The sequence below is a fragment of the Brachybacterium sp. P6-10-X1 genome, assembly GCF_001969445.1.
Taxonomy (GTDB): domain Bacteria; phylum Actinomycetota; class Actinomycetes; order Actinomycetales; family Dermabacteraceae; genus Brachybacterium.
Genome location: NZ_CP017297.1, coordinates 1,672,213 through 1,691,047 on the forward strand (window position 1 = coordinate 1,672,213; position 18,835 = coordinate 1,691,047).

General features: G+C 70.0%; 15 protein-coding genes. 11 read left to right on the top strand and 4 right to left on the bottom strand.

Annotated elements, in window-relative coordinates:
- On the bottom strand, positions 1 to 354 hold the full coding sequence (locus BH708_RS07605) for a hypothetical protein (protein ID WP_076807849.1): 354 nt from the start codon (positions 352 to 354) through the stop codon (positions 1 to 3).
- A 262-nt stretch (positions 355 to 616) separates the two neighbouring features.
- On the opposite strand from BH708_RS07605, the gene betT reads away from it, so the two are divergent.
- The 5 genes from betT to BH708_RS07630 all read left to right on the top strand — a co-directional run bounded on the left by betT (position 617) and on the right by BH708_RS07630 (position 9,031).
- A complete protein-coding gene (gene betT, locus BH708_RS07610) occupies positions 617 to 2,956 on the top strand; it encodes a choline BCCT transporter BetT (RefSeq protein ID WP_076807851.1) in 2,340 nt (779 codons plus the stop codon).
- On the top strand, positions 2,949 to 4,433 hold the full coding sequence (locus BH708_RS07615; protein ID WP_076807853.1) for an aldehyde dehydrogenase family protein: 1,485 nt from the start codon (positions 2,949 to 2,951) through the stop codon (positions 4,431 to 4,433). The genes betT and BH708_RS07615 overlap by 8 nt, the downstream gene beginning before the upstream one ends.
- A 130-nt stretch (positions 4,434 to 4,563) precedes the next feature.
- On the top strand, positions 4,564 to 6,156 hold the full coding sequence (locus BH708_RS07620; protein WP_076807855.1) for a GMC family oxidoreductase: 1,593 nt from the start codon (positions 4,564 to 4,566) through the stop codon (positions 6,154 to 6,156).
- Between the two features lie 201 nt (positions 6,157 to 6,357).
- Positions 6,358 to 7,596, top strand: coding sequence for an amidohydrolase family protein (locus BH708_RS07625; protein ID WP_076807856.1), 1,239 nt, complete (start codon positions 6,358 to 6,360; stop codon positions 7,594 to 7,596).
- Positions 7,597 to 7,621: 25 nt separating this feature from the next.
- Positions 7,622 to 9,031 (top strand): sodium:solute symporter, encoded by a 1,410-nt coding sequence (locus tag BH708_RS07630; RefSeq protein WP_076807858.1) that lies wholly within the window; start codon positions 7,622 to 7,624, stop codon positions 9,029 to 9,031.
- A gap of 82 nt (positions 9,032 to 9,113) precedes the next feature.
- On the opposite strand, the gene BH708_RS07635 is transcribed toward BH708_RS07630, so the two are convergent.
- Positions 9,114 to 10,037, bottom strand: a complete 924-nt coding sequence (locus tag BH708_RS07635) for an NADP-dependent oxidoreductase (protein WP_076807860.1) — start codon at positions 10,035 to 10,037, stop codon at positions 9,114 to 9,116.
- 208 nt (positions 10,038 to 10,245) lie between these two features.
- On the opposite strand from BH708_RS07635, the gene BH708_RS07640 reads away from it, so the two are divergent.
- Positions 10,246 to 11,091, top strand: a complete 846-nt coding sequence (locus tag BH708_RS07640) for an SDR family oxidoreductase (RefSeq protein ID WP_083713370.1) — start codon at positions 10,246 to 10,248, stop codon at positions 11,089 to 11,091.
- Positions 11,092 to 11,199: 108 nt separating this feature from the next.
- Here BH708_RS07640 and betC read toward each other — a convergent pair whose 3' ends face one another.
- Both betC and BH708_RS07650 read right to left on the bottom strand, forming a co-directional pair.
- Positions 11,200 to 12,783 (bottom strand): choline-sulfatase, encoded by a 1,584-nt coding sequence (gene betC / locus BH708_RS07645; RefSeq protein WP_076807862.1) that lies wholly within the window; start codon positions 12,781 to 12,783, stop codon positions 11,200 to 11,202.
- 127 nt (positions 12,784 to 12,910) lie between these two features.
- Positions 12,911 to 14,914: a BCCT family transporter gene (locus BH708_RS07650; RefSeq protein ID WP_076807863.1), complete on the bottom strand. Its 2,004-nt coding sequence runs from the start codon at positions 14,912 to 14,914 to the stop codon at positions 12,911 to 12,913.
- A gap of 380 nt (positions 14,915 to 15,294) precedes the next feature.
- On the opposite strand from BH708_RS07650, the gene BH708_RS07655 reads away from it, so the two are divergent.
- The 5 genes from BH708_RS07655 (at position 15,295) to BH708_RS07675 (ending at position 18,781) form a co-directional block, all read left to right on the top strand.
- Complete coding sequence (locus BH708_RS07655) at positions 15,295 to 15,789, top strand: flavin reductase family protein (RefSeq protein ID WP_076807865.1); 495 nt, start codon at positions 15,295 to 15,297, stop codon at positions 15,787 to 15,789.
- 280 nt (positions 15,790 to 16,069) lie between these two features.
- Complete coding sequence (locus BH708_RS07660; protein WP_076807867.1) at positions 16,070 to 16,972, top strand: SDR family oxidoreductase; 903 nt, start codon at positions 16,070 to 16,072, stop codon at positions 16,970 to 16,972.
- On the top strand, positions 16,969 to 17,865 hold the full coding sequence (locus tag BH708_RS07665; RefSeq protein WP_076807869.1) for a phosphotransferase enzyme family protein: 897 nt from the start codon (positions 16,969 to 16,971) through the stop codon (positions 17,863 to 17,865). The genes BH708_RS07660 and BH708_RS07665 overlap by 4 nt, the downstream gene beginning before the upstream one ends.
- A 229-nt stretch (positions 17,866 to 18,094) precedes the next feature.
- A complete protein-coding gene (locus BH708_RS07670; RefSeq protein ID WP_076807870.1) occupies positions 18,095 to 18,463 on the top strand; it encodes a hypothetical protein in 369 nt (122 codons plus the stop codon).
- Between the two features lie 93 nt (positions 18,464 to 18,556).
- Entirely contained in the window at positions 18,557 to 18,781 is a 225-nt protein-coding gene (locus BH708_RS07675) for a hypothetical protein (protein ID WP_076807872.1), read from the top strand.
- Positions 18,782 to 18,835: the final 54 nt, after the last annotated feature.

Here is an 18,835-nt window from a genome sequence, read left to right on the forward strand (position 1 = left end):
TCAGCTCCGAGACCTCGGTGCGGCGTCGTCGCCCCAGTTCCCCCGCAGCACGGCCTCACTGCCGGCCATCCAGGCCGCGAACACGGCGGCCCCGAGGTCGAAGGCCACCAGACGCGAGTCCCAGCGCCCTGCGCCGCGCGGCTCACGAGCGCTCTGCGCGCTGCGGGCGATGAGGGCGAGGCCGCCCGCGACGTTGGCGGCTCCCCAGGCGGCGTTGATCCAACGGGACGAGCGGCGCCCGCCGATCGGGGTGAGGTGGCGTCGTCCAGCCACGGCGGTCGCCAGGTGCGGGAGGCTGTTGGCGCACAGCACCCCCGCCACGAACGCGCCGGTGCGGGCTCGAGCTGCGGTCATGGTCATCCTCCGGATGGTCTCCGCGGGATCCGGCCGCTCCGCACCCCTCGGCCCTCAGTGTGGCGCACGGCACGGGTACGATCCCCCTGATGGGTACATCACGCTCCCCCGGCACATAGTGGACCTTCGGGGCAAGTAACTCTAGGGTCGCCTACGGCCTGCGGCTCCTCCGCGTGCTCAGCTGCGGGCATCGTGCCCCGGCCGGGCCCGATCGCCCTGCGATCGGGTGCGGCCCGTCCGCCCCTCGATCGAAAGGACCCCGATGGCCGAGGCCTCCCAGATCCCTCGCCCTGCGAAGACCCCCGATTCCGGGAGAGACCCCGGGGGCGGCGATCCGGCCTCGCAGGGCACCGGCACCCCCACCGCGTCCCCGGTGAACTGGCCGGTCTTCGTGGGCACCGCCGCGCTCATCGTCGCCTTCGTGCTGTTCGCGGCGATCTGGCCCGGCACCGCGGACACCGTCATCTTCGGCGCCATGGATTGGGTCGCCACGAACTTCGGCTGGTACTACGTCCTGACCGCCACCATCGTGGTGGTGTTCGTGCTGATCGTCGCCTTCTCGAAGGTCGGCCAGACCAGATTGGGTCCGGACCATTCGGTGCCGAAGTACAACATGTTCACGTGGGCGGCGATGCTGTTCGCCGCCGGCATCGGCGTGGACCTGATGTTCTTCGGGATCTCCGGCCCCGCCACGAACGTCCTCACTCCCCCCGAGGCCCCGCCCGGCTCCGACGAGGCCGCTCGGATGGCACCGCTGTGGACGATCTTCCAGTACGGCATCCCCGGCTGGGCGATGTACGCCCTGATGGGCATGGCCTTCGGCCTGTTCGCCTACCGGTACCACCTGCCGCTGTCCATCCGCTCGGCCCTGGCCCCGATCTTCGGCCGTCGGATCCACGGCGCCGTCGGCCACGTCGCCGAGATCGGCGCGACGATCGGCACCATCTTCGGCATCTCGGTGTCCCTCGGCATCGGGGTCGTCTTCCTCAACTTCGGTCTCTCGGCCCTGTTCGGCATCCCCAACTCGATGGCCGTGCAGATCGCGCTGATGGCGTTGGCCGTGTTCATCACGATCCTCTCGACCGTCTCCGGAGTCGACAAGGGCATCCGCAGGCTCTCCGAGCTCAACGTCATCCTGGCCGTGATCCTCATGCTGTGGGTGCTGTTCTCCGGGAACACCCATCACCTGCTGAACGCACTGGTCCAGAACATCGGTGACTTCTTCTCCCGGTTCCCGTCGATGATGATGAACACCTTCGCCTACACCGATGGCGCCGCGGAGCTGGGCTACTCCGCGGACCAGTGGATGGCCGACTGGACGCTGTTCTTCTGGGCCTGGTGGATCGCCTGGGCCCCCTTCGTGAGCCTGTTCCTGGCCCGCATCTCCCGCGGCCGCACCCTGCGCCAGTTCGTGGTCGGCGTGCTCCTGATCCCCTTCGCGTTCATCCTGCTGTGGGTCTCGATCTTCGGGAACGCGGCGATGAGCTTCTTCGGCGACGAGAACTTCCTGGACCTCGCCGTGAACCAGCCCGAGTCCGGGTTCTTCAACCTGCTCGAGCAGTACCCCGGAGCGCTCTTCACCGTCTCCTTGGCCCTGCTGACCGGGCTGTTCTTCTACACCACCTCCGCGGACTCCGGGTCGCTGGTGATGGCCAACATGACCTCGAAGCCCTCGCACACCGATTCCGACGGCTCGCCGTGGCTGCGCATCGTGTGGGCGGTGATCACGGGCGCGCTGACGCTGGTGATGCTGTTCATCGACGGCGTCTACACGCTGCAGGCGGCGACGGTGATGGTCGGTCTGCCGCTGTCCGTGCTGGTCTACCTGGTGATGTTCAGCCTGTGGAAGGTGCTGCGCACCGAGAAGGCGGGCATGGAGTCCCGGCAGGCGGCGCTGCCCGCGCTGCTGACGAGCCGGGTGCGCGAGAGCGGCGAGCGCGGCTCCTGGCGCCAGCGGCTGCACAAGCGCATGTCCTACGCCGACGAGGAGCGGGCGCGGACCTTCGTGGAGACCGTCGCCGCCCCGGCGATCGAGGAGGTCGCCGGGGAGCTCACCACGATGGGGGCCGACGTCTCCTGCCATCGCGGGGTGCATCCGGACAGCTCGGTCCCCTTCGTCGACCTGCTCGTGGCCTTCCAGGGCGCCGAGGACTTCAAGTACCAGGCCTACCCCGTGGCCTATTCGGTGCCGAGCTTCGCCGCGAACCTCTCCACCGTGCGGGACGTCTACTACCGCATCGAGATCTTCTCCCTGCTCGGCTCCCGCGGCCGCGACATCATGGGCTACACGAAGGATCAGGTCATCACCGATGTCCTGGACGCCTACGACGCCCACATCATGTACCTCACGATGAGCCAGGAGATCGGCACCGCGACCGGGACCATCCCCGTGACCGCCCCGGAGACCTGGACCGACACCGACCACGTCGCCGACCCGCGGACGGTCCAGGCAGCCACTGCCCTGACCGGGGCGGAGCCCACGGCGACCGGCGCCACCACGGCCTCCGGGCCCGCGCAGGCCACCGGGACCGCACACGCCGGCACGACCACCGAGTCGACAGAGACCACAGAAACGACCGAGACGAAGGAGCGTCATGACTGACCAGATCGCGACCCTGTACATCGACGGGGCGTGGGTGCCCGCCACCGCGGGCGAGACCCGCACCGTCACCTGCCCGGCCGATCAGCGCGAGGTCGGCGTGGTCTCCGAGGCGAGCGCCGAGGACGTCGAGCGCGCGATCCTCGCGGCCCGTCGGGCCTTCGAGGAGCGGGTCTGGGCCGACCGGCCCGCCGCCGAGCGCGGCGACCTCCTGCTGCAGGTCGCCGACCAGCTCCAGGAGCGCAAGGACGAGTTCGCCCGCGCCGAGGCGCTCGACACCGGCAAGCGTCTGGTCGAGGCCGAGGGCGACATGGACGACATCACCGCCTGCTTCCGCTACTTCGGCAAGATCGCGGACCAGGATCCGGGCCGCCTGGTCGACGCCGGCGATGACACCGTCATCTCCCGCGTGGTGCACGAGCCGATCGGCGTGTGCGGCATGATCACGCCCTGGAACTTCCCGCTGCTGCAGGCCTCCTGGAAGATCGCCCCGGCGCTGGCCGCGGGCAACTCCTTCGTCATCAAGCCCGCCGAGCTCACCCCCCACACCACGATCCTGATCGTGGACGTGCTGGACTCACTGGGTCTGCCGGCCGGGGTGGCGAACCTGGTGCTCGGCGACGGCGCCGTGGTGGGCGCGCCCCTGTCCTCCCATCCCGAGATCGACCTGATCTCCTTCACGGGTGGCCTGGTCACCGGGCGGAAGATCGCCTCCTCCGCGGCGCAGGGCATCAAGAAGGTCGCCCTCGAGCTGGGCGGGAAGAACCCCAACGTGGTCTTCGCCGATGCCGACTACGACGCCGCGCTCGACAATGCGCTGAACGCCGGCTTCATGGATTCCGGTCTGCTCTGCTCCGCGGGCACCCGCCTCGTCGTCCAGGACACCATCGCCGAGAAGTTCGTGGACGACCTGGTCGCCCGCGCCGAGGGCATCGTCATGGGCGGACCGTTCGACGAGCAGGCCGAGACCGGCCCACTGATCTCGCAGCAGCATCGGGACAAGGTCACCGACTACGTCGAGCGCGGCGTGGAGGCCGGGGCGCGGCTGCGCACCGGTGGTCACTGGGGCGGGCCCGAGCACGAGCAGGGCTACTTCTACGCCCCCACGGTCCTCGACCGGTGCACGGCCGAGAACCCGGCCGTGATCGAGGAGGGCTTCGGCCCCGTGATCACCGTGGAGACCTTCTCCACCGAGGCCGAGGCGATCGCGATCGCCAACGACACCGAGTACGGGCTGGCCGGGGCGGTGTGGACCTCGGACTCCGGGACCGCCAACCGGGTCTCGCGCCGGCTGCGCCACGGCACCATCTGGATCAACGACTTCCACCCCTACCTGCCGCAGGCGGAATGGGGCGGCTTCAAGATGTCCGGTGTCGGCCGCGAGCTGGGCCCGTCCGGACTCGAGGAGTACACCGAGGCCAAGCACATCTACGAGAACACCGAGCCGGCCGTCACGGGCTGGTTCCCCCGCAAGAGCTGATCGACCCACCGCGCCGTCGACCGCGGCACCGGACCAGCGGCCCCCACCCCGGGTGACCGACGGCGCGGCGGGTCCCGTCGGCCGGCCGCGCCCCGAGCGAGAATCCATCCATCGACAGGAAGCAGGAGACATGTCCTCGAAGGACCTCACGTCCGAGAACCCCATCGCCGAGTTCGACTACGTCATCGTCGGCGGCGGCTCCGCCGGTGCCGCGCTGGCCTCGCGCCTGAGCGAGGATCCGAGCATCGACGTCGCCCTGCTCGAGGCCGGGCCCTCTGATCTCGAGCACCAGGAGGTGCTGCAGCTGAAGCGCTGGCCGGAGCTGCTGGAGTCCGGGCTGGACTGGGACTACCCGATCGAGCCCCAGGAGAACGGCAACTCCTTCATGCGCCATGCGCGCGCGAAGGTGCTGGGCGGCTGCTCCTCCCACAACTCGTGCATCGCCTTCCACCCGCCGGCGGAGGACATGGACCTGTGGGAGACGATGGGCGCCGAGGGCTGGAACGCCGAAACGATCATCCCGCTGATCGCGCGGCTGGAGACGAACATGTCGCGCACCGGCGAGGGCCACGGCACCGATGGTCCGGTGCACCTGATGGACGCTCCGGCGGAGGACCCCCTCGGCGTGGCGCTGCTGGATGCCTGCGAGCAGGCCGGGATCCCCCGGGCCACGTTCAACGACTTCGAGACCGTCGTCAACGGCGCGAACTGGTTCCAGGTCAACCGCCAGGCCGACGGCACCCGCGCGTCGTCGTCCGTCTCCTACCTGCACCCGAACCTGGAGCGGGAGAATCTCCACGTCCTGACGGGTCTGCAGGTGATGCAGGTGCTGTTCGACGAGGACGCGCGCGCCACCGGTGTGGAGTACATCGACAACGCCTTCGACCGCTCCTCGATCATGCACGCCCGACACGAGGTCATCCTCTCCGCCGGGGCGATCGATACACCGAAGCTGCTGATGCTCTCCGGCATCGGCCCGGCCGATCACCTCGCCGAGGTGGGCATCGAGGTGCGGGTCGACTCCCCCGGCGTCGGCTCGAACCTGCAGGACCACCCGGAGGCCGTGATCTCCTGGGAGTCCACGCAGACGATGACCCGCGAGTCCACCCAGTGGTGGGAGATCGGGATCTTCACGAACCTCCAGGAGGGTCTGGACCTGCCGGATCTGATGATGCATTACGGCTCGGTGCCGTTCGACATGCACACCCGCCGTCAGGGCTACCCCACCTCCCCGGAGTCCTTCGCGCTGACCCCGAACGTCACCCACGCCCGCTCGCGCGGCACGGTGCGGCTGCGCACGATCGACTACCGCGACAAGCCGCGGGTCGATCCGCGCTACTTCACCGACGAGGACGGCCATGACATGGCCGTCGCCGTGGCCGGGATCCGCAAGGCCCGCGAGATCGTCGCGCAGTCCGGGATGGACGCCTACCGCGGCCGGGAGCTGTTCCCGGGCGAGGACGTGCAGTCCGACGAGGAGATCGCCGACTACGTCTCCAAGACCCACAACACCGTCTACCACCCCGCCGGCTCGTGCCGGATGGGCGCGGTCGACGACGAGATGGCGCCCCTGGACCCGCAGCTGCGGGTCAAGGGCGTGACGGGTCTGCGCGTGGTGGACGGCTCGGTGATGCCGCAGCTGGTCGCGGTGAACCCCAACATCACCACGATGCTGATCGGCGAGCGCGCGGCGGATCTGATCCGCGGCGAGCAGAGCGCGTGATCGGCACTGCACGGAGCGCCTGATCCGCGCTCCCCCGAACGCCCTGGGCACGCTTGCCGTGCCCGGGGCGTTCGTGCCTGCCGGGACCGTCGGAGACGGACAGCGCGCCGAGGCATCGCCCCTGCGAGACGGCCCTGCCGGGATCCCGCACAGCAGATACCGTGATCGTTCCCGTGACACCCGATACTTCGGAGGAGCTCCGTGAACGCGCCCGTCGTCTACAAGAACGCCCGATACCTGGATGTCGAGGAGGGCATCTGGCGCACTGGGGATCTCGAGGTCGCCGATGGCCGATTCTCCCGGATCACGCAGTCCACGGGGCCCGCTGATGACTCCGGGCACCGACCCCACGACGTCGATCTCTCCGGACGCCATGTGATCCCGGGACTCATCGACTGCCACGTCCACGTCTACGCGATGACGGCGAATCTCGCGGAGCTGGAGACGGAGGCGCCGTCGTACGCCACGATGCACGCCGCCCGGCTCATGGGAGACATGCTGGAACGCGGCTTCACCACCGTGCGCGATACGGGAGGCGGTGACCATGGACTCGCCGCCGCGCAGAGCGAAGGACTGCTGCGCGGGCCGCGACTGTTCTTCGGCGGCAAGTCGCTGTCCCAGACCGGCGGTCACGCGGACAATCGCCGCCCGGGACAGCAGCAGTCCCAGGAGCCCATGTGCTGTGCGGGCCTCGGGATGATCGCCGACGGGCCGGACGCCGTGCGACGCGCAGCGCGCGACCAGCTGCGCACAGGCTCCCATCACCTGAAGATCATGGCCGGGGGCGGCGTCGCATCCCCCACGGACAGGGTGGACTCCATCCAGTACTCCCTCGCCGAGATGCGCGCAGCCGTCGAGGAAGCACACGACGCCAACCGCTACGTCGCCGCCCATGCCTACACCCCCGGTGCGATCTCCCGGGCCCTGGACGCCGGGGTCCGCTCCATCGAGCACGCGAACCTCATGGATCGCGACACGGCGCGGAAGCTCCGGGACGCAGGCGCCTTCGTCACGATGAACCTCGTGACCTACTGGGCGCTCAAGGAGTTCGGTGCCTCCATGGGACTGCCCGACGCGAGCCAGCGGAAGGTCGACGACGTGCTCGCCGCCGGCGAGAATGCCCTGCGCATCGCCGATGAGGAAGGGCTCCAGCTCTGTTTCGGCACGGATCTCCTGGGCGGCATGCAGATCCACCAGTCCAAGGAGTTCGAGATCCGGGCGCGTCATCAGGAACCGCTGTCGATACTGCGCGCGGCGACCACCACCGCCGCGAAGCTCCTGCAGCGCGACGGAGAGCTGGGGGTGATCCGCGAGGACGCCAGCGCTGATTTCGTCGTGCTGGACGGCGACCCGCTGCAGGACTTCGGTCTGCTCTCCGACCCGGCACCCGAGATGGTCGTGCAGGGCGGCCGCATCGTCTCGGGCGGCGGCGAGAACTGAGCGCTCCGGCGCCCGAAGGAGTCGTATGAATATCGTGCACATCGCCGTCCTCATCGGCTACGTCATCGTGATGATCGCGATCGGCGGCTGGTTCGGCCGCGCCAAGGAGACCTCCTCCGGGGAGGACTTCGTCCTGGCCGGCCGCTCGCTGCCCGCACCGGTCCTCGGAGGCACCATGCTGGCGACGTTCGTCGGCTCCGGATCGATCATCGGCGGGGCCAACTTCGCATACACCTATGGCCTCGTTCCCGGTCTGCTGTTCTTCTCCGGCACCATCGTCGGCTCACTGATCCTGGTGTTCCTGGCTCGTCGGGTGCGAGAGCTCGCCGGTCACACGATCCCCGAGCTGTTCGAGAGGCGCTACGGCAAAGCGGTGCGCATCGCAGGAACGGTGATGATCCTGATCGCCTTCATCGGGATCACCGCCTACCAGTTCACCGGCGCGGGATACATCATCAGCCTCATCACTCCGTGGTCGGAGCAGTCGGGAGCCGTGTTCGCCGCCGCGCTGATCACCTTCCTCGCTCTCTCCGGGGGATTGAAATCGGTGGCGTGGACCGACTTCCTCTCCGCGGCGATGATCGTGTTCGCCCTGTGGGTCACCTTCTTCGTCGTCGTCGGCATCGACATGAGCGGGACCGCCGGTCAGATCACCAGCGCCGGGGCCGACTCGGGCCCGCTCGGCGGGCTCAGCGTCCTGCAGATGCTCGGGTTCGCTCTGCCGGCCTTCGTGCTCCTGCTCGGAGACCAGAACATGTATCAGCGCCTGGCTGCCGCCAAGAGCCCGAAGGCGGCCGTCGACGGTGCGCTGGTGTTCATCATCGGTGCCGTCGTCATGGTCGTCCCGATCGTCGTCCTCAGCGCTGCGAGCTCGATCCTGCAACCGGACATCGAGCCCGACATGGCCGTCCTGTCGCTCTCCGATGCCGCCTTCACTCCCGCGGTGATCGGCGGAGCGCTGCTCGCGGGCGCGTTCGCCCTCATCGTGACCACCGGCTCGTCGTACCTGCTGACCTGCTCGGCGAACGTGGTCCACGACCTCGTCGGACAGCTTCGAAGCTCCAGTCCCCCTTCGGATCGGCAGAACCTCTGGATCGGCAGGGCCGCCGTGCTGGGGATCGCCGTGCTCGGCTTCGTGATGGTGAACTTCTTCCCGAGCGTCCTCGCTCTGCAGATGTACGCGTACACGATGTACGGCGCGACCATCACACCCGTGCTGTTCGCGGGCCTGTTCTGGAAGCGCGCCACGGCGGCCGGGGCGCTGAGCGCCATGGCGATCGGTGCTGTCGCGACCATCTTCTGGGAGGTCACCGGGCGCTCCGCAGAGCTGAACTCGGTGATCGTCGCGCTCCCCGCAGCCGTTGTCGTCCTGGTCGGGGTGTCGTTGCTGACCGGCCGGAAGAAGGTGGTCGCCCGGGAATCCCTGTCGGTGTAGCAACCGCCGCTCCCGGGACCTCCCGGTACTGCAGCAGGCGGCCCCGCACAGTGCACGGGGCCGCCTGCTGAGGTCGTGTCGCTCAGCGCGTCGCGTCGATCAGCAGCTTCCCGTTCGCCGTGCCGGCCTTGCTCACCGCGAGCGCCTCGGCGGCGTCGGCGAGCGCGAAGCTCCGATCGATCTGGACCTCCAGGGCGCCGGCGGCGACCTTCTCCAGCAGGGTCCGCAGGCGCGGGGCGTCGGGGCGCACCCACACCCAACGGCCCCCGGCCTCCTCGACCGAGGGATCGGCGATCGAGACGTGCCGGCCGCCCGCGGTGAGCAGCGCGAGAGTGTCCTCCCGGACTCCGCCCGCGAAGTCGGCGACCGTGCTCAGGCCGTCGGGCGCGATCTCGCGCACCCGCTCGACGAGGCCGTCGCCGTAGGCCAGCGGCGTGACGCCGATGGCCTGCAGCTTCTCGTGGTTGCGGGGCGAGGCGGTGCCGATGACGCGTGCACCGGTCTCCCGGGCCAGCTGGGCGGCGAGGAATCCGACACCGCCGGAGGCCGCGTGGATCAACAGGGTGTCCTGCGCGCTCAGCTGCAGGGTCTCGAGGCTGCGGAGTGCCGTGAGACCGGTCAGCGGGAGGCCGGCGGCGACGTCGACGTCCACGCCGTCCGGGATCGCCGTGACCAGGTCGGCGGGCAGCGCCACGTATTCGGCATAGGTGCCGCCGTGGATGAGGTGGGTGCGCCCGTAGGAGGCGACGCGGTCACCGGGCGTGAACTCCGGGGTGTCGGGCCCGACCGCCTCGACGACGCCGGCCACGTCCCAGCCGGGGATCACGGGGAAGACGGTCTCGATCAGCCCGTCGAGCCCACCGGCCATCACCTTCCAGTCGACGGGGTTGACGGACGCCCTCTCCACGCGGATCAGCACGGCTCCCGGGCTGACCTTGGGGGTCGGGGCGTCGGTGAGCCGGAGGGTGCTGGGGTCGCCGTACTCGGTGTAGGTCATCGCTCGCATACCCGGCACAACTCGTCGGGGTCCGCGCGCATTCCTGGCGCGCCGGCGCCTCGGAAGCGCGGACAGCCCGCCGGCCCGGCACCACAGCGCGGCAAGGCGCTTCTCAGGACGCGAGAACGTCGATTGCCACCGCCAGAACGCCGCTGGTGTCCTGCCCGGGCGCCCTGGAGCACAGGTCGCGGATGTGAGCACTCGAGGAGGAGCAGCCATGAGCACCACCGACATCGCCGCCGAGGACCGTTCGACCGTCGAATCCGCCCGAGCCGGGGCACCGGAGGGTCGGCGGGTCGCCGTCGTCACCGGCGCCGCCCGCGGCATCGGCGAAGGCATCGCCCGCAGGCTGGGCCGCGACGGGCTGCACGTGATCGTCGCCGATCTGCCATCCATGCAGGACGGGATCGACGCCACGGTCGACGAGATCATCCTCGCCGGCGGCACTGCCACCGGCATGACGGTCGACGTCACGGAGGAGGCATCCGTCGAGGCGCTGGTCGCCGCGGCGGTCGAAGCCGGCGGGCATCTGGACGTGTTCGTCGCCAACGCCGGGATCGCCCAGGTCCAGGAGCTCCTGGACTACGACGTCGAGGACTTCCAGAAGATCCTCGATGTGAACATCACCGGCGTGTTCAACTCCTACCGCCAGGCCGCGAAGCAGATGGTCGCCCAGGGCCACGGCGGGAAGATCATCGGGGCCGCATCGATCGTGGCCTTCCGACCGTTCGCGCTGCTGGGTGCCTACTCGGCCACGAAATGGGCCGTGCGCGGTCTCACCCAGGCCGCGGCGATGGAATGGGCCGAGCACGGCATCACCGTCAACGCCTACGGGCCCGGGATCGTCGGTACCGCGATGTGGGACCTCATCGACGAGAAGCTCGCCGCGAAGAACGGTCAGCAGCGTGGTGAGGCCCTCGCGGAGAACGCGGCCGCGATCCACCTGGGCCGGGTCTCCGTGCCCGAGGACGTCGCGAAGATGGTCTCCTATCTCGCGAGCACGGACTCCGACTACGTCACCGGGCAGACCATGCTGGTCGACGGCGGCATGCAGTTCAGCTGAGGCGTTGCCTGCCCGGCACCGGGGATCGGTGCCGGGCAGGCGGAGCATGCGGCGGCCCCGAGGCCGCCCGCCGCGATCCGGCGGCGAACTCGACCCCAGACCATCGAGTCAGGCCGCGCCGTCGGCCCCGCCCTGCGGGATCCGGATCTGGCCGTGCTGCAGGGCACCCCAGAAGTCGCCGCGGACGTAGCGCTGCTCGGGATCCGGCTCGTGGTCCCAGTGCCGGACGGTGCCGCGCTGGAGGGCCTCGGCCACCAGGCGGCGGCGCGCCTGACTGGCGAGGATCTCCGTCTCCAGGCCGCGCAGGTCGTACTGCGCCTCGAGCTGGGCGCGCATGCTCGCCACGACCTCGGCGTGCTCCGGGGCGTCGGCGACGCTGCGCAGCTCGCTCGGGTCGGCGACCAGGTCGAACAGCTGATCGGGGTCCCCGGGGCAGACCACGAGCTTGTACTGGCCGCGCACCAGGGTCAGCTGCGGGCGCAGCGTGCCCTCGGCGAGGTACTCGATGGTCACGTCACGGTCCTGCGGGCCGGAGCGGCCGCTGCGCTCCCGACGGGCCGACTCCAGCAGGGAGAGGCCGCGCCGCGCAGGGGCGATCTGCTGCTCGGACGAACCGGCGGAGGTCACCTCCGGGTCCGTCCCCGCGAGCTCGAGCAGGGTGGGCATGAGATCCAGCAGCGAGACCGGGTTCTCGTAGCGGCCCTGCGGCACCAGATGCTCGGGGCCGCGGATGATCATCGGCACCCGGGAGGACTCCTCGTAGGGCGACATCTTGAACCACAGGCCCTTCTCCCCGAGCATGTCGCCGTGGTCGCTGGTGACGACGATGACGGTGTCCTCGGCCAGCCCGAGGGTCTCCAGACGCTCGCGGACCTTCCCGATCTGGTCGTCGATGTAGCTGACCGCGGCGTAGTAGGAGCGCCGAGCCCGACGCACCTCCTCATCGGTGGTCTCGCGCTGATCGAAACCGCTCATGGCCCGCAGCCGGTGGCTGTGCGGGTCCTGCGCGGGGTCCGGGACCTCGGGATGCGCGGGACCAGGGATGTCCACGTCCTCGAACCGGTCCCAGTGCTCCTGCGGAGGCTCATAGGGGTCGTGCGGGTGGATGAAGCTGGTGACCATCAGGAAGGGGATCCGCTCCCCCGCCGCCTGGTTCGCCCGCACCCGGTCGTTGAGGTGACGCAGCGTGCGGAAGGTCACCTCGTCGTCGAAGTCCTGCTGGACCGTCGCCTGGGAGGCCCCGGCGGTGTGGACCGCGTCGGCGTCGTGGTACCACTGCAGGCGGTCGTCCAGCTCCCGCCGCCAGTCCGGGACCATGTCCATGTCCGCGGGGTAGACGTCGGTGGTCAGGCGCTGCTCGAAGCCGTGGTGCTGGTCGGGGCCGATGAAGTGCATGCGGCCGACGAGCGCGGTGTGGTACCCGGCGGCGCGCAGGTGGTGCGCGAACGTCGGTGTCGAGGCGGCGAAATCGTCCCCGTTGTCATAGCAGTCGATGTCCGAGGGCATGCGCCCGGTCATCATCGATGCCCGGGACGGGGCGCACAGCGGGGTGTTGCAGTAGGCCCGGTCGTACACGGCGGCGCCGGCCGCCAGGGCGTCGATGTGCGGGGTGCGGGCGGCCGGGTCGCCGTAGGCGCCGAGCGCCTGGGCGGCCATCTGGTCGGCCTGGATGACGACGATGTTCGGTCTCATGAGGGGTGTGCCCCTTTCGTGGTCGATATGGTCTCGCGGGCGTGGCCGAGGAGCGAACGGGCCGCGCACCGCCAAGGCCGGACAGCGGGGACGCGGCGCGACGTGCGCTCCGCTCCCCCGCCTCCTGTCAGCTCTTCGTCGGTGCCTCGGGCTCACCCTCGAGCGAGGAGGACCCGTTCCCCGCGTCCGGGTCGACGGTCTCGGTCTCGCCGGTCTCCGGGTTCCAGCCGTCGGCCCACTGCCCGGTCGCGAAGTCGAAGCCGACCGGTTCGCCCTCCTCGTCGGTGCGCTGATACCAGTCGGTGTAGTCCTCGTGGGTGGAGTCGACATCGGCGCCGGCGCCCTCACCGGGCTCGGTGCGGATCACCTGCAGGCTGAAGTCGTCGTCGTAGCGGTCCACGCCGTCGACCACAGCATTGCTCACGGCGACCTCGGCGTACTGCTGGCGCAGGGTGTGCGGATCGGTGCGCAGCTCACGGAACCACGCGACGATGATCAGCAGCATCACGACGGCGAAGGGCACCGCGGTGATGATCACCAGCGACTGCAGTCCCTCGAGCGCGGTCTCGTCACCCAGCAGCAGCATCACCAGGGCGATGCCGCCCATCACCAGGCCCCAGAACACCACCACCAGCTTCGGCGGGCTCTGACTGCCCCGGGTGGTGAGGATGCCCATCACCACCGAGGCGGAGTCCGCGGCGGTGATGAAGAAGATCGACAGGATGGCCATGATCAGGACCGGGAACAGCCCGGACAACGGCAGGTTCTCCACCATCGAGAACAGCACCTGGGCCGGGTTCACCGAGTCCATCTCGCCGAGGTTCCCGTCGCGATACATCGAGATCGCGGTGCCGCCCATGATCCCGTAGGCCACGAACAGCAGCGAGGAGGGGATCAGGATGACGCCGAGCACGAACTGGCGGATCGTGCGGCCGCGGGAGATGCGGGCGATGAAGACGCCCACGAAGGGCGACCAGGAGATCCACCAGGCCCAGTAGTAGACGGTCCAGGCGGACTGGAAGTCCAGGGTCTCCGAGCCCCAGGAGGCGGAGCGCGCCATCATCTCGAACAGTGATCCGATGTACTCCATGACGGCCGACGGCAGCAGGTTCAGCAGGAACAGCGTGGGCCCCAGGATGAACAGCAGCCCGGCGAAGCCGATCGTGAGCACGATGTTGATGTTGGAGAGATAGCGGATGCCGCGGGAGACGCCGGAGACGGCAGAGATCACGAAGCCCACCGAGAGCACGCCGATGATCAGGACCATCACCGTATTGGTCAGTTCGGACGCACCGGAGACGATCACCACGCCCTCGCCGATCTGCAGCACCGCGATGCCGAGCGCGGCAGCGGTGCCGAACAGGGTCGCGATGATCGCGAAGATGTCCACCAGCTGCCCGGCCCAACCATCGGTGTGCCGCTTGCCGAAGAGTCGCTCGAAGATCGAGGACATCAGCAACGATCGTCCGCGCCGATAGGCGGCGTAGGCGACGGCGCCGCCCACCAGGGCGTACATCGCCCAGGCGTGGAAGCCCCAGTGGTAGTAGGTCTGGGCGAGCGCCTGGTGCAGGGCCTCGACGGTCTCGGGCTCGTTGGTCAGCGGCGGCGGGGTGATGAAGTAGGTCAGCGGCTCCGAGGGGCCCCAGAACATCACGCCGATGCCGAGGCCGGCGGCGAACAGCATCGCGACCCAGGAGAAGGTGGAGAACTCCGGCTTCTCCCCGTCCTTGCCCAGCGGGATCTTGCCGTACCGGGAGAAGGCGAGGATCAGCAGGGCGACCAGCACCACGGTGGCGACCGCGTTGAACAGCCAGCCGAGATGGGTCATGGTCCAGGCGTACGCGGCGTCGGCGACCTCGCCGACGCTCGCCGGGTTCACGACGCCCCAGATCACGAACGCCACGGTCAGCGCGCCGGCCACCCCGAGGATGATCTTGTCGACGCCGTAGCGGCGGCGCTGCTCGTCGATCGCGATCCCGGGTACCAGGGCCGGGTGGATGTCGTGCGGATATCTCGGCCGCGAGTAGTCGATGCTCGCCAGCGGGTTGCCGGACGGTCGATCGGGGCGTCCTGCCCGATCTCGGTCCCGTCTCCGGGCGGCGTGCTCGTCCTCGTTCTCGTCCTCGTTCATCGCGGCGCGACTCCGTTCGCGTGGGGGGCAGGGCAGGTCGCGGACACGCTCCGGCACCGGAGCCACGGTGCCCGGATCGGGTCGTGGCCCCGTCCAGCGGGCGCAACCGGCAACCCACTGTATCCATGACCAAAAGTTTGGCTACCGCCAGAGCGCACGCGGCGCCTCGGGAGTGCGTCATGACTCCTCGGGCGGCGCCCCGAGAACAGCCGTCCAGAATCTCCCTCCCCTGGGCTCCAGGGTTCCGGGGTTCCAGGGCTGCGGGATTCAGGAGTTCCGGGGCTCCGGGGTCCCAGGGCTCCTGGGGGACCAGCGCGTGCCGGGATCCCACATGCAGGAGTCCCGAGCACACGTGGCTCCGGAGGCCTATGGTGCGAAGAATGCTGTCCGATACCACGCTGCGCGAGGCGTTCTCCCATTTCCCGCAGGGTGTGGTCCTCGTCGCGGCGGAGATCGACGGGTCCCCGCACGGACTGGTGGCCTCGACCTTCACGGTGGGCGTCTCCCTGGATCCGCCGCTGGTCTCGTTGGCCGTCCAGCACTCCTCGCAGACCTGGCCGCTGCTGGCCGGACGCCCCGTGCTGGGGGTCTCCCTGCTGGGGCGCGAGCAGTCCGGCGTCGCCCGCCAGCTGGCGTCGACGAGCCGGGAGAACCGCTTCTCCGGGATCGGCCGCGAGGTCGACGAGAACGGAGCGCTGACGCTGCAGGACGCCCCGGCATCGATGGCCACGCAGATCTACGGCACCACGGGCGCCGGGGACCACGACCTGGTGCTGCTGGAGGTGCTCTCAGTCCACAGCATCCCGGGCGCTCAGGCGATGGTGTTCCACCGCAGCGCCTTCAAGGAACTGTCCGCACGGGATCTGCCGGCGTGATCCCGTCCCGCGCAGAAGCGGTCTGACGTGTCGCTTTCGCGTCTTCCATCCGACACGTCGGACCGCACGGACCGGGAGCGCGCCGCTTCCATCCGACACGTCCGACTGCACGGATCGGGTGCGCGCCGCGGAGACGATCTGACGAGTCGTTCTCGGGTGGGCCATCCGTCCCGGGTCGTGACCTCGGATCACTTCACGCGTAATCTCGAGGTCAGGCCGTCTCGCGCGCACGACGCCGAGAGCGACGCCGAGAGCATCGAGCAGCAAGGAGGGAGCAGCCATGTCCCTCCATGCGGGTCGCACCTACGTCGTCACCGGGGCGGACAGCGGCATCGGAGCCTCCGCCGCGCGCACGCTCGGCGCCCGCGGGGGTCGTGTGATCCGCTGCGGTCGCGGTCCCGAGGTCGACGTGCGCGTGGACCTGGCGGACGATGCCGGGCGCGATGAGCTGGTCCGGGAGATCGCGCGCCGGGCTCGCGGCGGAGTCGACGGACTGGTGCTGGTCACGGGCCCGATCTCCGCCTCGGAGCGGACGGTGCATGAGGACTACTTCGGGACGCTCGCCGTGCTGGCCGGGCTGCGGGTGCTGCTGCGGCGGAAGCGGTCCCCGCGCGTCGTGGTCGTCACCTCTGCGTCCTCGCTCACCGCCGGGGACGGAGACGTCATCAGCGCCTGTCTGCGCGGGGACGAGGAGCTGGCGGGAGCGGCCGCCGAGGTGGCGGTCGCGAGCGGCCGCGGCGGCGAGCTGTCCCGATCGGCGGCGATCGCGCTGAACCGGTGGGTGCGCCAATCGGCGACCGCCGAGGAATGGGCGGGAACCGGGGTGGTCGTCAACGTGGTCGCCCCGGGCCTGGTGGAGACCGACGCCGCCCGCGAGGTGATGCTCGCCGATCAGGACCAGCTGAACGTGCTGCGCACGGCGCTCCCCCAGCCGCTCGGTCTGCCCGGTCCGATCCAGGCGGTGGCCGATGCGATCGCCTGGATGGTCAGCGAGGAGAACTCGTTCATGGCTGGGCAGATCGTGTTCGTCGACGGCGGGGCCGACGCGGCGCTGCGCTCCGATCGGCCCTATGCCGACGGAGCCCGCTACGGGCCCCTGGCCATGGGCCGGATGATGTACTGGTCGCTGCGGGCGAAGGCCCGGCCCTGGCTGGAGCTTCGCAAAGGTCGGCTGGGCCGATGACTGCCCTCGAGGACTCGGCGACGCAGCTGGCGACCGACCTCGGTCTCGAGCTGGCCTCCCCGCTGCCCGCCCGCAGCAACCAGGCCTGGCGGGCACGGAGCAGGGGCGACGAGCTCGTCCTGCGCTGTCATCACGATCTGTTGGAGATCGGTGGGACGCAGCTGGGCCGCGGGCTCTCCTGGCAGGCGGAGGTGCGTGAACTCGCCAACGCGGCCGGGTGGCCGACGCCGCGGCCCCGCAGGGCCCCGTTCCGACATGCCGGCCGCTGGTGGACCCTCGAGGAGTTCCTGCCGGGACGATCCCGTCGCACGAGCGCAGCGGAGCGCGCGCGACTCCTGGCCGACTGGCACGCCACGACGTTCCCGCGGGAACGCCTGGGACCGTGCCCGGGCGCCCCGGACCGTCTCGCGATCCTCACGGCCGCGGACGCTGCGGAGGTGCTGGGCCGGTGCGCCGACCCGGAGGATCGTCGCTGGCTGCTGCGCCGTCTCGAGCAGGCCGCGGCGAGGGCGGAGGACATCGACTGGTCGGCGTCACGGACCGTCGTGGTGCACGGTGATCTCACCGACTGGAACCTGCTGTGGACCGGGGATCGGCTGACGGGACTGCTCGACCTGGAGCTCGCCACCGTCGACCGGCGGGTCGCCGATCTGGTGCTGACCTGGCGCTGCCGGCACGACGACCTCCTGATGGCCCTGGATCGGATCGATCCGCTCACCGCCGACGAGTGGCGGATGCTGCTGGTGGACTGGTGGGCGCAGCTGCTCACGCTCGCCGCCTTCCACCTCCGCCGGGGTCGCCAACCCGACCGCTGGGAGCTCGACGGTCTGCGGCGGGAGTCCCCACTCTCGCGACTGCTGGTGCGCGGTGAGCGGCCCGGCCACGCGGGATGACCCCTTCGTGAGCTCCGATAACCGGTGCTATCGCTGAGATTCTGGTCGTTTGTCGGAGGGCTGCGGCACTCTCGGATCACGCACCGCCGCTCCCTGCACGTCCGGCCGCGCACGACCCGCTCCATCGGCGGCGTAGGGCAGCGGCTCCCGATCTTCGCGGCGATGTCTCCTCCCTGCGCGACGGCCCGTCGGCGCCCGCGGAGGACCACGCATCCCGAGAGGACACCTCATGCGCTTCACCCGTGCCTTGGCCGACGTCTTCGGCGACCAGCTCGAGCAGGACCGGATCCGGCGTGCGCTGATCGTGGCACGCCCCGCCCTCGCCGAGCTCGTGCATGCCGACGGCGAGCGTCCGCTGCTGCGGATACCGCGGCCCCGAGGCGCCGACGTCCTGATCGCCAAGACCTCTGAGGGACCGGCAGGATCGCAATGGGTGGTCGGCGTCCCCGGCGCGCCGGCACCGACCCTCCACGAGGCCGGGAACTGCGAGGACATCGTCCGCCTCGTGCTCGCCGCGGTGGACGGAGCCGAGGTGGCGGAGGAACCGGACCCGGCGGGCGCGGCGGACGACTCCCGCACCGGTCCCTCGGATGGCTGACCGGACCCGCCGGTGCTGATGGGCGCCGTCGGAGGGTGGCACACGCCGCGCAAAGAACTCGCGTCGGGCCTCGCGGTCGGAGATCCTGGCCCGATGGGCACGGCACATGGATTCCACCACGAGGTCCGCCGCAGCGGCGACGTCGTGATCAGCCATCACGGCACGGCGGTCACTGTGCTGCGCGGGATGCGCGCCGCACGGTTCCTGGAGGACGTCGAGATCGACCCGCAGGGAACCATGGCGCGCTGGACCGGCCACTACAAGCACGGCAACGAGCGCGCGGGGAAGGAGCATCGCCGCAACCGTGGCCGGCGCTGATCTCTGCGAAGGGGCCTGAGGACCGCAGAGCTGAATTCCCGAGCTGGAGGAGTT